This is a genomic window from Kitasatospora sp. NPDC127111, from assembly GCF_042677465.1.
GTDB lineage: Bacteria > Actinomycetota > Actinomycetes > Streptomycetales > Streptomycetaceae > Kitasatospora.
In genome coordinates, this window is the sequence record NZ_JBHXTG010000052.1 from 1 (window position 1) to 14,829 (window position 14,829).

General features: G+C 74.7%; 10 protein-coding genes. 9 read left to right on the forward strand and 1 reads right to left on the reverse strand.

All coding sequences use genetic code 11. The features are described from left to right. Window positions 1-28 precede the first annotated feature (28 nt). The 5 genes from ACFVHB_RS26965 (at window position 29) to ftsY (ending at window position 6,825) form a co-directional block, all read left to right on the forward strand. On the forward strand, window positions 29-526 hold the full coding sequence (locus ACFVHB_RS26965; protein ID WP_380327385.1) for a winged helix-turn-helix transcriptional regulator: 498 nt from the start codon (window positions 29-31) through the stop codon (window positions 524-526). Between the two features lie 24 nt (window positions 527-550). Continuing rightward, window positions 551-853: an acylphosphatase gene (locus tag ACFVHB_RS26970; protein WP_380327387.1), complete on the forward strand. Its 303-nt coding sequence runs from the start codon at window positions 551-553 to the stop codon at window positions 851-853. 423 nt (window positions 854-1,276) lie between these two features. Continuing rightward, window positions 1,277-1,480, forward strand: a complete 204-nt coding sequence (locus ACFVHB_RS26975) for a hypothetical protein (protein WP_045702518.1) — start codon at window positions 1,277-1,279, stop codon at window positions 1,478-1,480. A 236-nt stretch (window positions 1,481-1,716) separates the two neighbouring features. Beyond that, entirely contained in the window at window positions 1,717-5,367 is a 3,651-nt protein-coding gene (smc, locus tag ACFVHB_RS26980) for a chromosome segregation protein SMC (RefSeq protein ID WP_380327389.1), read from the forward strand. 243 nt (window positions 5,368-5,610) lie between these two features. Beyond that, window positions 5,611-6,825 (forward strand): signal recognition particle-docking protein FtsY, encoded by a 1,215-nt coding sequence (ftsY, locus tag ACFVHB_RS26985; RefSeq protein ID WP_380327391.1) that lies wholly within the window; start codon window positions 5,611-5,613, stop codon window positions 6,823-6,825. A 165-nt stretch (window positions 6,826-6,990) separates the two neighbouring features. Here the strand turns inward: ftsY and ACFVHB_RS26990 are convergent, their stop codons facing one another. Next, window positions 6,991-7,665 (reverse strand): bifunctional DNA primase/polymerase, encoded by a 675-nt coding sequence (locus ACFVHB_RS26990; protein WP_380327393.1) that lies wholly within the window; start codon window positions 7,663-7,665, stop codon window positions 6,991-6,993. A gap of 668 nt (window positions 7,666-8,333) precedes the next feature. On the opposite strand from ACFVHB_RS26990, the gene ACFVHB_RS26995 reads away from it, so the two are divergent. From ACFVHB_RS26995 to ACFVHB_RS27010, 4 genes are all read left to right on the forward strand, one after another. Further along, complete coding sequence (locus ACFVHB_RS26995; RefSeq protein WP_380327395.1) at window positions 8,334-9,788, forward strand: hypothetical protein; 1,455 nt, start codon at window positions 8,334-8,336, stop codon at window positions 9,786-9,788. A gap of 371 nt (window positions 9,789-10,159) precedes the next feature. Further along, window positions 10,160-11,521 (forward strand): ammonium transporter, encoded by a 1,362-nt coding sequence (locus ACFVHB_RS27000; RefSeq protein WP_380327397.1) that lies wholly within the window; start codon window positions 10,160-10,162, stop codon window positions 11,519-11,521. Further along, window positions 11,518-11,856, forward strand: coding sequence for a P-II family nitrogen regulator (locus ACFVHB_RS27005; RefSeq protein WP_360193156.1), 339 nt, complete (start codon window positions 11,518-11,520; stop codon window positions 11,854-11,856). The genes ACFVHB_RS27000 and ACFVHB_RS27005 overlap by 4 nt, the downstream gene beginning before the upstream one ends. A gap of 229 nt (window positions 11,857-12,085) precedes the next feature. Then, the gene (locus tag ACFVHB_RS27010) at window positions 12,086-14,734 is read left to right on the forward strand and encodes a [protein-PII] uridylyltransferase (protein ID WP_380327399.1); all 2,649 of its coding nucleotides are present in this window, start codon (window positions 12,086-12,088) and stop codon (window positions 14,732-14,734) included. Window positions 14,735-14,829: the final 95 nt, after the last annotated feature.

Genomic DNA, 14,829 nt, shown 5'->3' on the forward strand with positions numbered 1-14,829 from the left:
ACGCAACCCTGTGTGGCAGGCTGGCGGTGTGACCTCCCACACCCCCCCGGCCCCGCCCGCCCTGCCCGGCCGGCCCTGCTCGATCGCCGCCGCCCTGCACGTCGTCGGCGAGAAGTGGGCCCTGCTCGCCGTCCGCGAGCTGCTCTACGGCAACCACCGGTTCGACCGGATCGCCCGCAACACCGGCGCCCCCCGGGACCGGCTCACCGCGCGGCTGCGGGCCCTGGAGGAGGCCGGGGTGGTGGAACGCCGCGCCTACAGCGAGCGGCCGCCGCGGTTCGAGTACCACCTCACCGAGGCCGGCCGCGATCTCGTCCCGCTCACCCAGGCGCTGCTCAGCTGGGGCGACCGCTGGGTGCAGACCGAGCCGCCGGTCGGCCTGCGGCACACCCCCGACGGGCACCCGCCGCACCCGTACGACCCGGCCTGGGTCTGCCGTACCTGCGGCGAGGAGGGGAACCGCGCCGACCTCCGGATCGAGATCCACAGCCCGGGCTGGACCATGGAAGGCCCGGTGGAGCCGTGACCACCCTCCCGTTAGGGTCGGGGCATGCACGGTCGTGATGCCCACAGCGATGAACCGGTCCGGGTGACCGCCTGGGTGCGGGGGAAGGTCCAGCAGGTCGGCTTCCGCTGGTGGACCAGGGCGCGCGCACTGGAGATCGGCGGCCTGACCGGGTACGCGAGCAACCTCGGCGACGGGCGGGTCCAGGTGGTGGCCGAGGGCCTGGCGGCCGACTGCGAGCAGCTGCTGGCCCTGCTCCGCGGCCCCGACACGCCCGGCAGCGTCTCGGGTGTGACCGAGATCTGGACCGCCGTCGGCGCCGGCTACGAGAGCTTCGAGATCCGCTGAACCCGGTGCCGGAGCGGGTCGTGGGCCCGTCCGCGGGGGACGGCCGGGAAATGATCGGCAACCACCGGTGTCATACGGTTGCCATCCGGGCAGACTCGTGGTTGACTCCGCATCGAACGATGATCCACGAGCACCCGGTGGAGACCGGCCCGAGACCCCCTGGCGTGACCACACCGCCAGGCAGGTGACAGGGGCGCGGTAGCGTGCGGTGATCGTGTTGACCCTTTCCGTCTTTGGTGAGACGCTTGAAGCCCGCGCACACGACCGCGTTTGTCCGGTAGGCGCATACCCCGTGGGCCCAGCTCACGGTGGTTGTGCCATGGTGCCCAGCCAGCACTGCCGGTGACGCGCCGCGCGTGCGTCCCCCTTCCCCCTAGACCTCACCGTTCCGGTTCGGTCACTCAGCGTGGAGGACCATTCATCATGGCAAAGGCGCTTCTCGGGTACGTCGGCGGCCCCGACCCGCGAATGCTCTCCGAGATGCGACGGCTTCAGCAGCGCGTCCAGGACCTCGAAGCGGAGCTCCTTCGGATGCAGGCTGAGAACGACGCGCTCACCGCTGTCGCTGACGAGCACTCGCTGCTCAACAGCATCGATCTGGACCAGCGGGAGCCGGCTCTCACCTGAGTCCCGCCCGGTCTGAAGCAGATCGACGCCGCTGTGCACTGAGCCGCCCCGATCAAGGGACGCAGCTTGCAAGGGACGCCCCGCGTGGCGTCCCTTCGTCGTGTCCGGAGGCGTGGGGACCTTTCCGGCGGTGACCGGCGCGGACGTGTCCGGACGGGTCCGCGCCGGTCACCGCCGGATACAGTCGCCGCTGGGGCCTGGAACGACGGCCCGGTGAGCGATGAGGAGACCGCCGCGTGCACCTGAAGAGTCTGACGCTGCGCGGGTTCAAGTCCTTCGCCTCCGCCACCACCCTGCGGTTCGAGCCCGGCATCACCTGCGTGGTCGGGCCCAACGGCTCCGGCAAGTCCAACGTCGTCGACGCGCTCTCCTGGGTCATGGGGGAGCAGGGCGCCAAGTCGCTGCGCGGCGGCAAGATGGAGGACGTCATCTTCGCCGGGACCAGCGGGCGCGCCCCGCTCGGCCGCGCCGAGGTCAGCCTCACCATCGACAACTCCGACGGCGCGCTGCCGATCGAGTACGCCGAGGTGACCATCACCCGGACCATGTTCCGCAACGGCGGCAGCGAGTACGCGCTCAACGGCGACACCTGCCGGCTCCTGGACATCCAGGAACTGCTCTCCGACTCCGGAATCGGCCGCGAGATGCACGTCATCGTCGGCCAGGGCCAGCTCGACTCCGTCCTGCACGCCGACCCGACGGGCCGCCGCGCCTTCATCGAGGAGGCCGCCGGCGTCCTCAAGCACCGCAAGCGCAAGGAGAAGGCGCTGCGGAAGCTGGACGCGATGCAGGTCAACCTCAACCGCGTCCAGGACCTGGTCGCCGAACTCCGCCGCCAGCTCGGCCCGCTCGGCCGGCAGGCCAGGATCGCCCGGCGCGCGGCCGGCATCCAGGCCGACCTGCGGGACGCCCGGCTCCGGCTGCTCGCCGACGACCTGCTCACCCTCCGCCGCGCCGTCGAGGCCGAGGTCGCCGACGAACTGGCGCTCAAACTCCGCCGCTCCACCGTCGAACAGGAGCTGGCCCGGGCGATCCAGCGCGAGGCCGTCCTGGAGGCGCAGGTCCAGCAGCTCGGCCCGAGCCTGGAGGCGGCCCGGCAGACCTGGTACCGGCTCTCGGCCCTCGCCGAACGCACCCGTGGCACCGTCGGGCTGGCCGAGGCGCGGGCCCGGCACGCGGCCGCCGGCGGGCAGGCCGAGGAGCGGCGCGGCCGGGACCCGGAGGAGCTGGAGCGGGAGGCCGAGCGGGTGCGCGAGGAGGAGGCGGCGCTCACCGAGGCACTGGAGCAGGCCCAGTACGCCCTGGCCGAGGCGGTCGAGACCCGGAGCGAGCTGGAACGCGAGCTCGCCGCGGAGGAACGCCGGCTCAAGGACGCGGCCCGGGCCATCGCCGACCGCCGGGAGGGCCTGGCGCGGCTGCAGGGCCAGGCGGCCGCCGCCCGGTCCAAGGCGGCCGCCGCCCAGGCCGAGACCGGCCGGCTCGCCGAGGCCAGGGACGAGGCGCTGCTGCGCGCCGAGGCCGCCCGGCGGGAGTACGAGGAACTGCGCGACCAGGTCGACGGCCTGGCCGGGGACGACGAGCGCGCCGACGCCGCGCACGAGGCCGCCCGGGAACGGCTCGCCGCCGTCGAACGCGACCTGGCCGCCGCCCGCGAGGAGGCCGGTGCCGCCGAGCGGGAGCGGGCCGGGCTGATCGCGCGGCACGAGGCGCTGGCGCTCGGGCTGCGCCGAAAGGACGGCAGCGGCGCGCTGCTGGCCGCCGGGGACCGGCTGGCCGGGCTGCTCGGCCCGGCGGCCGCACTGCTGCGGGTCACCCCCGGCCACGAGACCGCCGTCGCGGCCGCGTTCGGTGCGGCGGCGGACGCGGTGGCCGTCGACTCGCCCGGCACCGCCGCCGAGGCGCTGCGCCTGCTGCGCACGGAGGACGCCGGCCGGGCCGCCCTGCTGATCGCGGGCGCCCCCGAACCGGCCCCCGCGGTGCAGGAGTCGCCGGCCGGCGCCCGCTGGGCCGCCGAACTGGTCGACGGGCCGCCCGAGTTGCTTCCGGCCGCGCGGGCCCTGCTGGCCGGCGTCGCCGTGGTCGGCTCGCTCGACGAGGCGGTGGCACTGGTCGGCGCACACCCCGGGCTGGCCGCCGTCACCGCCGAGGGCGACCGGCTCGGCGCGGGCTTCGCGCACGGCGGCGCGGGCGGCGCACCCAGCCTGCTGGAGACCCAGGCCGCGGTGGACGAGACCGCCCGGGCGATCGGCGAACTGGCCGTCCGCTGCGCCGAATCCGCCCAGCGGCTGGCCGAACTCACCGAGCTGCGCCGGGAGTCGGCCGCCGAACTGGAGCAACTCGCCGCCCGCAGGCGGCAGGCCGAGAAGGCGCGGGCCGAGGTGGCGGGCGCCCTCGGTCGGCTCGGCGGGCAGTCCCGGGCCGCCGCCGGCGAGGCCGAGCGGCTCACCGCCGCCGCCGACCGCGCCGAGCAGGGGCTGGCCGGCCTGCTCGCCACCGCCGAGGAGCTGGCCGAGCGGCTCGCCGCGGCCGAGGAGTCGGCGGAGGCGGGCGAGGACGAGCCGGACGCCGCCGAGCAGCAGCGGCTGGCCGGGGCCGCCACCACCGCGCGGCAGACCGAACTGGAGGCCAGGCTCGCCGTCCGCACCCACGAGGAGCGGGTGCGGGCGCTGAGCGGCCGCGCCGACCAGCTGGACCGGGCGGCCCGGGCCGAACGCGAGGCGCGCGCCCGGGCGGCCGAGCGCCGCCGGCGCGCCGAGCACGACGCCGGGGTGGCGAACGCCGTCGCGGCGGGCGCCCGGCAGCTGCTCGCCTGCCTGGAGGTGTCACTCGCCCGCGCCGACGCCGGGCGGGCCGCCGTCGAACGTGCGCGCGAGGAGCGCGAGGCGGAGCTCCGGGAGCACCGCGAGCACGGCCGAGAGCTCAAGGCCGAGCTGGACAAGCTGGTCGACGCCGGACACCGGGACGAGGTGCTGCGGGCCGAGAAGCGGCTGCGGATCGAGCAGCTGGAGTCCCGGGCGCTGGAGGAGTTCGGCATCGAGGGCGGCGAACTGCTCGCCGGCTACGGGCCGGACCAGCTCGTCCCGCCCTCCACGCCCGATGAGGGCCGGGATCCCGGCGAGCCGCGCCCGTACGACCGGGCCGAGCAGGAGAAGCGGCTGCGGGCGGCCGAGAAGGCGTACCAGCAGCTCGGCAAGGTGAACCCGCTGGCGCTGGAGGAGTTCGCGGCGCTGGAGGAGCGCCACACGTTCCTCGGCGAACAGCTGGACGACCTCAAGCGGAGCCGCCGCGACCTGCTCGACATCGTCAAGGACGTGGACGAGCGGGTCGAGCAGCTGTTCACCTCCGCGTACCACGACACCGCCGCCCAGTTCGAGGGCGTCTTCTCGCGGCTCTTCCCCGGCGGGGAGGGCCGGCTGGTGCTGACCGACCCGGACAACATGCTGACCACCGGCGTCGAGGTGGAGGCCCGCCCGCCGGGCAAGAAGGTCAAGCGGCTCTCGCTGCTCTCCGGCGGCGAGCGCTCGCTGACCGCGGTGGCGCTGCTGGTGTCGATCTTCAAGGCCCGGCCCAGCCCGTTCTACGTGATGGACGAGGTGGAGGCGGCGCTCGACGAGACCAACCTGCGCCGGCTGATCGGGATTATGGAGGAGCTGCGGGAGAGCTCCCAGCTGATCGTCATCACCCACCAGAAGCTGACCATGGAGTCGGCCGACGCCCTGTACGGGGTGACGATGAAGGGCGACGGGATCTCGCAGGTGATCAGCCAGCGGTTGCGCGTGGGGGCACCTCCCAGCCGCCAGGCCGGGGGAGAGCACCGTGAGCGCGAGCCGCGCGCGGTGCTTCCCCGGCAGCTCGACGAGGTGGGCGCCTCCGGGCCAACGGACTGACATCCGTCGGCCGATGCCGGGGCGGATGCCCTCGGGCGCCCCCGGATCACGGATACTGGATGGGTTGTGACTCCTCCCCCTCGCGCGCGAGGGGGCTTCTCACTCAGCCGTTGGACGACCTCGTGACGGCCAAGCCCTGACCGGTGCCGGACGGCACGGTGGTCAGCGTAGGGGAGGCGGGGACGCTCGTGCGTCGGTGACCGAAGGATCACTCTGTCGGGGGACCCAACGAAGGAGATTGATGTGGAATTCGTGATCCTTGCCGTAGTCATCGCCGTGGTCGCCGTCGCCGCGATCGCCGGCCTCGTCGTTTCCGGCAGACGACGCCGGCAACTGCCTCCCAAGTCGCAGGCGCCGGTCATCACGGCGCCCCCGACCCCGCGCGAGCCCGCCGTCGGGGAGGAGGCCGCGCCCCCGACCGAGGAGCCCCGCCGCACCGTCGAGGAGGTGGAGCTCCCGGAGGCCGAGGCCGAGCCCGAGGCGGTGACCGTCCCCGAGACGATCGAGGAGGAGGCCCCGGCCCTCGAAGTCCCCGAGCCCACCGCCGGCCGGCTGGTCCGGCTGCGCTCCCGGCTCTCCCGCTCCCAGAACTCCCTCGGCAAGGGCCTGCTCTCGCTGCTCTCGCGCGAGCACCTGGACGAGGACACCTGGGAGGAGATCGAGGAGACCCTGCTGACCGCCGACGTCGGCGTGGCCCCCACCCAGGAGCTGGTCGAATCGCTGCGCACCCGGGTCAAGGTGCTCGGCACCCGCACCCCGGACGAGCTGCGCGGGCTGCTCCGCGAGGAGCTGGTCGAGCTGGTCGGCAAGGACGCCGACCGGACCGTGCACTCCACCAAGCACGCGGAGGGCCCGGCCGTCGTCCTGGTCGTCGGCGTCAACGGCGTCGGCAAGACCACCACCACCGGCAAGCTGGCCCGGGTCCTGGTCGCCGACGGCCGCAAGGTGGTGCTCGGCGCCGCCGACACCTTCCGCGCCGCCGCCGCCGACCAGCTGCAGACCTGGGGCGAGCGGGTGGGCGCCCGGACCGTGCGCGGCCCGGAGGGCGGCGACCCGGCCTCGATCGCGTTCGACGCGGTCAAGGAGGGCATCGCCGAGGGCGCCGACACCGTACTGGTGGACACCGCCGGCCGGCTGCACACCAAGACCGGTCTGATGGACGAGCTGGGCAAGGTCAAGCGGGTCGTCGAGAAGCACGGCCCGGTGGACGAGGTGCTGCTGGTGCTGGACGCCACCACCGGCCAGAACGGGCTGATCCAGGCCCGGGTCTTCGCCGAGGTGGTCGACATCACCGGCATCGTGCTGACCAAGCTGGACGGCACCGCCAAGGGGGGCATCGTGGTCGCGGTCCAGCGCGAGCTGGGCGTTCCGGTCAAGCTGATCGGTCTCGGCGAGGGTGCCGACGACCTGGCGCCGTTCGAGCCGGGCGCGTTCGTGGACGCGCTGATCGGGGACTGAGGCTCCGCCGTTCGAAGGGTCCGCTCCCACCGGGGGCGGGCCCTTCGTCGTGCGCGCCGGGGGTGGGCCCTTCGTCGTGCGCCCCGGGGTGGGCCCTTCGTCGTGCGCCCCCGGGTGGGCTCGCGGGGAGCCGGGCGAGCTGGGTGTTCGGGCGAGCCGGGCGAGTTACGACGCGAGCCAGGCGGGCTCGGGGGTGCGCTCGCGGCCGCGGTGGCAGGCGTAGGCGAGCGTGCCGAGCAGCAGCCGGGCCTCGGGCGGACAGCCGGCGTTGTCGCGGGTCGGCCGGCGCAGCCAGCGCACCGGGCCGAGGCCGCCGAGCACGGTGGGCGGGGCGGCGACGTAGCTGCCCTCGCCGTGGCACGCGAGGTCGAGCGCCGCGTCGTCCCAGCCCATCCGGTACAGCAGGTCGGGCAGTCGGCGGGCGGTGCCGGCGGCGACCAGGAACTGCAGCCGGCCGGTGGGGGAGGCCAGCACCGGGCCGATCTGGGTGCCCATCCGCTCCAGCCGGACGAGCGCCCGCAGGCCGGCCTGCTCGGGGACGTCCAGCACGTCGAAGGCGCGGCCGGTGGGGAACAGCACCGAGACGTCGGCGCCGGACCGGGCGGCCGGCGCGCCACCGGGGGCCGGGTGCAGGCCGGGCGCGGCGCAGCGCGGGGCGCCGCAGTGGCAGTCGGCCGGGGCGGTGGCCGCACCGGCCGGGTTGCCGACGGCGACCGCCCAACCCCAGCGGCCGGTGTACTCCGCGGCCGCCTGGGACGCGGTGACCCGGGTGCGGCGGCGCGCGCCCAGCGGGGCCAACCGCAGGTGCCCCAGTCGAAGTTCGCCGAACAGGTTGTCCATGCCTCCCCCAACAGGTTCTGGTTGCCGATGGTTACGGGATGGTGACTTTGCGTTGATTGTCCGTTGCGTGGTGCGTTGTGCGGTGGCGGCGCGCGGCGCGTGGCGTGCGCCAGGTGTGCGCTTGCGCCTCGGGCGCCCCTTGTGACGGGCGGTGCCGATGCCGGATCGTCGTGTGCGCGGGAGGGCCGTCGACCGGGCGGGCGGCGAATCCGCCGGTGGCTGCTGCGGGTTGCCTGCGGGCCGGGGCCGGTGGGGACTTGGCGGCCCGCATATGCCGGACCGTCGGGACTTCTAGTGAAGCGTGTGCGGACTTGCTTCGGTTCACTCCTGGGGGTGGCGAAAGGTGGCGTTTCGCCAGGGGCGCTCCCCCGGGTGGCGCACGGGGCACTACGTTCAGCACACGGACGTCGTCGGAGAGTCCGCTCCAGGCCCTCTGGGCGCGGGAGTTGGGGAACCTGACGGCTCGTCCGCCAGGATGGCACACCAGTACGACCAACGGTTCGACGAGCGAATCCGGGGCCGGAGATACCGGCGAACGGGGCGGGTGGTACGGGCCGGCGGCCGCGGCACCACCGCAGGTACGGCACGGCCGGCAAGAGCCCGCAACCGTCGGGCGGTCACGATCGGGGGCCCCGAAGCAGGGGCCGGGCGGGATGGGGACGTTACCCATGGCAGAGAAGCAACCCAATGAGAAGCTGACCACGTGGTTCACCCGCAGCGGTTGGTCGAAGGGCGAACTGGCCCGTCAGGTCAACCGCCGGGCCCGGCAGATCGGCGCCCACCACGTCTCCACGGACACCTCACGGGTGCGCCGCTGGCTCGACGGCGAGCAGCCCCGCGAGCCGATCCCGAAGATCATGTCGGAACTCTTCTCGGAGCGGTTCGGCTCCGTGGTCTCCATCGAGGACCTCGGGCTGCGGGCCGCCATCCCGGTCTCCACGGTGGGCGGCGGGGTCGACCTGCCGTGGAGTGCGCCGCAGACCGTCCAGCTGATCAGTGACTACTCCCGCAGCGACCTGATGCTCAACCGGCGCGGCTTCCTGGGCACGTCGCTCGCCCTGACGGCCGGCGCCGCGCTGATCGAGCCGATGCAGCGCTGGCTCGCCCCCGGCCCGACCGGCATGCCCACCCCGATCCTGACCGCGGCCAACGGCGGCGAGCCGTTCACCGGCCGGCTCTCCGAACCCGAGCTCGAACTCCTCGAACAGACCACCGTCATGTTCCGCCAGTGGGACGCCCAGAACGGCGGCGGGCTGCGCCGCAAGGCCGTCGTCGGCCAGCTCCACGAGGTCACCGACCTGCTCCAGGAGACGTACCCCGAGCAGACCACCAAGCGGCTCTTCCGGCTCACCGCCGAGCTGGCCCACCTGGCCGGCTGGATGTCGTACGACGTCGGCATGCACCCGAGCGCGCAGAAGTACTACGTGCTGGCACTGCACGCGGCCAAGGAGGCCGGCGACCGCCCGTTCGGCGCGCTGATCCTCACCGACATGAGCCGGCAGATGATCCACCTCAACCGCGGTGAGGACGCCCTGGAGCTGATCCACCTGGCCCAGTACGGCAGCCGCGACACCGCCACCCCCCGCCAGCAGTCGCTGCTCTACGCGATGGAGGCGCGGGCCTACGCCACGATCGGCGAGGTGAACCGCTGCGCCCGGGCGGTGCGGCTGGCCGAGGACACCTTCACCGACATCCGCGAGGGCGACGGCGACCCGGACTGGCTGAAGTTCTTCTCACCGGCCGAGCTGAACGCGGAGAACGCGCACTCGTTCCGCGACCTCGCCTACCACTCGGACAACGCCGAGCTCTACGCCTCGATGTCCGCCCCGGTGATGGAGCGCGCGGTGGACCTCTTCCGGCAGGACGGCGACCACGTCCGCTCGTACGCCTTCAACCTGATCGGCATGGCCAGCGTGCACCTGCTGCAGAAGGAGCCGGAGGAGGCGGCGGTCTTCGCCGAGCAGGCGGTGGACATCGCCACCAAGGTGCGCTCGGAGCGGCTGAACTCCCGGGTGCGCAAGACCACGGAGGCCGCGGCCGCCCGCTACCAGGGCGTGGACGCGGTGAGCCGGCTCAAGGAGCGGGTGGTCCAGGACATCCCGGAGTACGTCTCGGTGGTGTGAGTCGCCGTGGGTCACGGCGGGCCACCCCGACGGGTGGGCCCGCCGTGACCCACGGCCTTCGCCGTCGCGGGCGGTGGCCGTGGTGCTCGCGGCCTTCGCCGTCGGCGGCCGTGGTCTTCACGGCCGTCGCGGTCGGTCGCGGCCGCGGCACTCCTCGTGCCGTGCGGCGGCACGGTAACCCATCCGGCCGGGTGGCGCGGCCGTGGTTCACGCAGGCGTAACCCCTGCGTCGCCGCCGTCACGGTCGTGAAACAACCGGCCGCATCGGCCGAAACCAGCCTTCGGCACTCTCCTTCTCATCGCCGACACCCCGGGTGGCACGGGACAGGTAACCCGGATGTGGAGCGGCTTCCATTCATGAGGAGACGCCGATGCCGGACGGCTTCAGCGCGGGCGATACCGCCTTCGTGCTCATTTGTGCGGCCCTGGTCATGGTGATGACCCCGGGCCTGGCCTTCTTCTACGGAGGCATGGTCAGGGCCAAGAGCACACTCAACATGCTGGCGATGAGCTTCCTCTCGCTCGGCATCGTCAGCGTGCTCTGGGTCCTCTACGGGTACTCGCTCAGCTTCGGGCCCGACGCGGGCGCCGGCCTGATCGGCAACCTGGACTTCCTCGGGATGCGCGGCATCGGGCTGAACGACCTGGCCGGGACGATCCCGGTCACCGCGTTCTCCGCCTTCCAGCTGATGTTCGCGATCATCACCCCGGCGCTGATCAGCGGCGCCATCGCGGACCGCGCCAAGTTCACCGCCTGGGGCCTGTTCATCGCGCTCTGGGTGACCGTCGTGTACTTCCCGGTCGCGCACTGGGTCTTCTTCTTCGACGGCGGCAACGGCGGCTGGCTCGGCGACCGCAACGGTGTGATCGACTTCGCCGGCGGCACCGCCGTGCACATCAACGCGGGCGTCGCCGGCCTGGCACTCTGCCTGGTCCTCGGCAAGCGGATCGGCTTCCGGAAGGACCCGATGCGCCCGCACAGCCTGCCGCTGGTGATGCTCGGCTCCGGGCTGCTCTGGTTCGGCTGGTTCGGCTTCAACGCGGGCTCGGCGCTGGCCGCCAACGGCGTCGCCGCGATGGCCCTGATCAACACCCAGGTCGCCACGGCGGCCGCGCTGGTCGGCTGGCTGATCTACGAGAAGCTGCGGCACGGCGCGTTCACCACGCTGGGCGCCGCCTCCGGCGCGGTGGCCGGCCTGGTCGCCATCACCCCGGCCTGCGGCTCGGTCTCCCCGATCGGCGCGGTGGCGATCGGCCTGATCGCCGGCGCCCTCTGCGCCGCGGCGATCAGCCTCAAGTACCGCTTCGGCTTCGACGACTCGCTCGACGTGGTCGGCGTGCACGCGGTCGGCGGCGCGGTCGGCTCGCTGCTGGTCGGCCTCTTCGCCACCGGCACCGTCGGCCAGACCGCCAAGGGCCTGTTCTACGGCGGCGGCCTGGAGCAGCTCGGCAAGCAGGCGATGGGCGTGGCCGTGGTCGGCGCGTACTCCTTCGTCCTCTCCTGGCTGCTGGCCAAGGCGATCGACAAGACGGTCGGCTTCCGGGTCGCCGAGGAGGTCGAGGTGGCCGGCATCGACCAGGCCGAGCACGCCGAGTCGGCGTACGACTTCAGCGCGGTCGGCGCCGGGCTGGCCCGGACCACCCCCGCCCCGGCCGTGGCCGTGGTCGCCGCCCCCGCCGCCGGATCCGCCGCTCCGCAGACCACCGAGAAGACCGAGGTCGACGCCCGATGAAGCTCATCACCGCCGTCATCAAGCCGCACCGCCTGGACGACGTGAAGGCCGCCCTGCAGGCCTTCGGCGTGCACGGCCTGACCGTCACCGAGGCCAGCGGCTACGGCCGCCAGCGCGGCCACACCGAGGTCTACCGGGGCGCGGAGTACACCGTGGACCTGGTACCCAAGGTCAGAATCGAGGTCCTGGTCGAGGACGACGACGCCGACCAGCTGATCGACGTCCTGGTCAAGGCGGCCCGGACCGGCAAGATCGGCGACGGCAAGGTCTGGAGCATCCCGGTCGACACCGCCGTCCGGGTCAGGACCGGCGAGCGCGGCCCCGACGCCCTCTAGCGCGGCCCGGACGCGCCCTAGCATTCGGCTCGTCCGGCTCGTTCAGTCCGCAGCTCATACGGCTCGTACGGCTGGTACAGCTCGTTAGTTCGTACGGCTCGTTCGGTTCGTACGGCTCGTACGGATCGACCCACCCGCTGGCGGGCCTGCGACCACACCGTGGCCGCAGGCCCGCTGGCGGCGTATTTCAGTGCAGCCCGCTCAACCGCACGACGGACGGGGACTTCGCATGGCCACCGGAACCGACGACTCCCTCGACTACGGCGCCGCCCGCGCCCGGCTGCTGGACGCACCCGGCCCGGCCGGTCGGGCCCGTCGCGCCGCGCTGTCCGCGCTCACCGACGAGTGGCTGACCGGCCTGCTCGCGGCGGCCGGCGCCCCGGCCGGTGTCGCCCCGGCCGGTGTCGCCCTGGTCGCGGTCGGCGGCTATGGGCGCGGCGAGCTCTCCCCGCGCAGCGACCTCGACGTCCTGCTGCTGCACGACGGCCCGCTCGACCCCGGGCTGCCCGAGCGGATCTGGTACCCGGTCTGGGACGCCGGCACCGCCCTCGACCATTCGGTGCGCACCCCCGCCGAGGCCCGCGCCGTCGCCGCCGCCGACCTCAAGGCGCAGCTCGGCCTGCTGGACGCCCGGCACATCGCCGGCGACCCCGCGCTCACCGCCGAGCTGCGTTCCGCCGTCCTCGCCGACTGGCGGGCCGCGGCCCCCAAGCGCCTGCCCGAGTTGCGCGAGCTCGGCCGGGAGCGGGCCGAGCGCCACGGCGAGCTCTCCTTCCTGCTGGAGCCCGACCTCAAGGAGGCCCGCGGCGGCCTGCGCGACGTGGTCACGCTGAACGCGATCGCCGCCACCTGGCTGGCCGACGCCCCGCGCGACGGCCTGGACGCCGCGGCGCTGCGGCTGGCCGACGTCCGCGACGCGCTGCACCTGGCCACCGGCCGGGCCACCGAGCGGCTCAGCCTGCAGGACCAGGACCAGGTCGCCGAGCGGCTCGGGGTGCTGGACGCCGACACCCTGCTGCGCCAGGTCTACGAGGCCGCCCGCACCGTCGCCTACGCGAGCGACGTCACCTGGCGGTCGGTGGACCGGGTGCTGGCCGCCCGCTCCGGCCGGGGCCGCCGCTCCGCCCGGCTCTCCTTCCCGTTCACCGGTGCCGGGCGCGGCGCGGGCGCGGTGGCCCGGGGCGCCGTCGACCGCCGCCCGCTCGCCGAGGGCGTGGTCGAGCAGGACGGCGAGGCGGTGCTGGCCCAGGGCGCCCGCCCGGCGGCCGATCCGGTGCTGCCGCTGCGCGCCGCGGCCGCCGCCGCGCAGAACGGGCTGACCATCTCCTACGCGACGGTGCGCCGGCTGGCCGCCGAGTGCCGCCCGCTGCCCGTGCCGTGGCCGGACGAGGCCCGGGAGCAGCTGGTCACCCTGCTCGGCGCGGGGGAGGCCTGTCTGCCGGTCTGGGAGGCGCTGGAGGCCGAGGGGCTGATCACCCGGCTGCTGCCGGACTGGGAGCGGGTCCGCTGCCGGCCGCAGCGCAACGCGGTGCACCGCTGGACGGTGGACCGGCACCTGGTCGAGACGGCGGTGCGGGCCGCCGCGATGACCCGCCGGGTGGCCCGGCCGGACCTGCTGCTGGTGGCCGCGCTGCTGCACGACATCGGCAAGGGCTGGCCCGGTGACCACAGCGAGGCCGGCGAGGTGATCGTCCGCGACGTGGCGGTCCGGATGGGCTTCGACGAGGAGTCGGTGGAGACGCTGGCGATGCTGGTCCGCCACCACCTGACCCTGGTGGACACCGCGACCCGGCGGGACCCGGACGACCCTGCCACCGTGGAGGCGATCACCAAGGTGGTCGCCACCGTGCCGCAGCTGGAGCTGCTGCACGCGCTGACCGAGGCCGACGCGACCGCGACCGGCCCGGCCGCCTGGAGCCGCTGGCGGGCCTCGCTGGTGGACGGTCTGGCGGCCCGGGCCGCCGCCCAGCTGGCCGGCGGCCATCCCTTCCCCGCCGAGGCCGAGCCGACCGCCGAGCAGGAGCGGCTCGCGGTGGAGGCGGCCCGGACCGGCGGTCCGGCGCTCTCGCTGCTCGCCCAGGCCGAGGCACCGCCCGAGGCCGGAGAGCCGGGCCGGTCCGGGGCGTGGTCCCGGTCCGGGGCGCATGCCGGGGGGTCGTCACAGGTCGGGGGGTCGTCACAGGTCGGGGGGCCGTCACAGGCCGGGGGGTCGGCCCGGGCCTGGGGGCCGGGCCGCGGCGGGACGGCGGCGTCGGGTGAGGCTGCGGCCCGGGACGCGGGCCGGGCCGTGGCGGCGACCGGACCGGGCACCGAACCCATGGGCGTGCAGCTGACCCTCGCCGTGCCGGACCAGCCGGGGCTGCTCGGCACCGTCGCCGGGGTGCTGGCGCTGCACCGGCTGACCGTCCGCTCGGCCGGCCTGCGCGAGCTCGACCCGATCGGCGCCGGCCCGGTGCTGCTGCTCTCCTGGACGGTGGCCGCGGAGTTCGGCGAGCTGCCGGAGGCGGCACGGCTGCGGGCCGACCTGCGCCGGGCTCTGGAGGGCTCGCTGGACGTCTCGCGCCGGCTCGCCGAACGCGACGCGGCCGCCCCGCGCCGGCGCGGCATCCCGACCCCGCCGCCGCTGGTCGCGGTGGCGCCCGCGGTGGCCTCGGCCAGCGCGACCGTGCTGGAGGTGCGGGCCCACGACGCGCCCGGCCTGTTGCACCGGATCGGCCGGGCGCTGGACGGCGCCGGCGTCAGGGTCCGGACGGCGCACGTCTCCACCCTGGGCGCGGACGCCGTCGACTCGTTCTACCTGACCGACGACGCGGGCCGGCCGCTCTCGGCCCAGCGGGCCGGGGAGGTGGCGGCGGCGGTCCGGGCGGCGCTGGGCTGAGGTCCGGGGCGACCTGCCCCGGGGAGGCCCCGGGAGGGAGTCGTCCCGGGGGTGGAGACCGTTCCCGGAGTCGCCGGATACCCTTGGGGGCGACG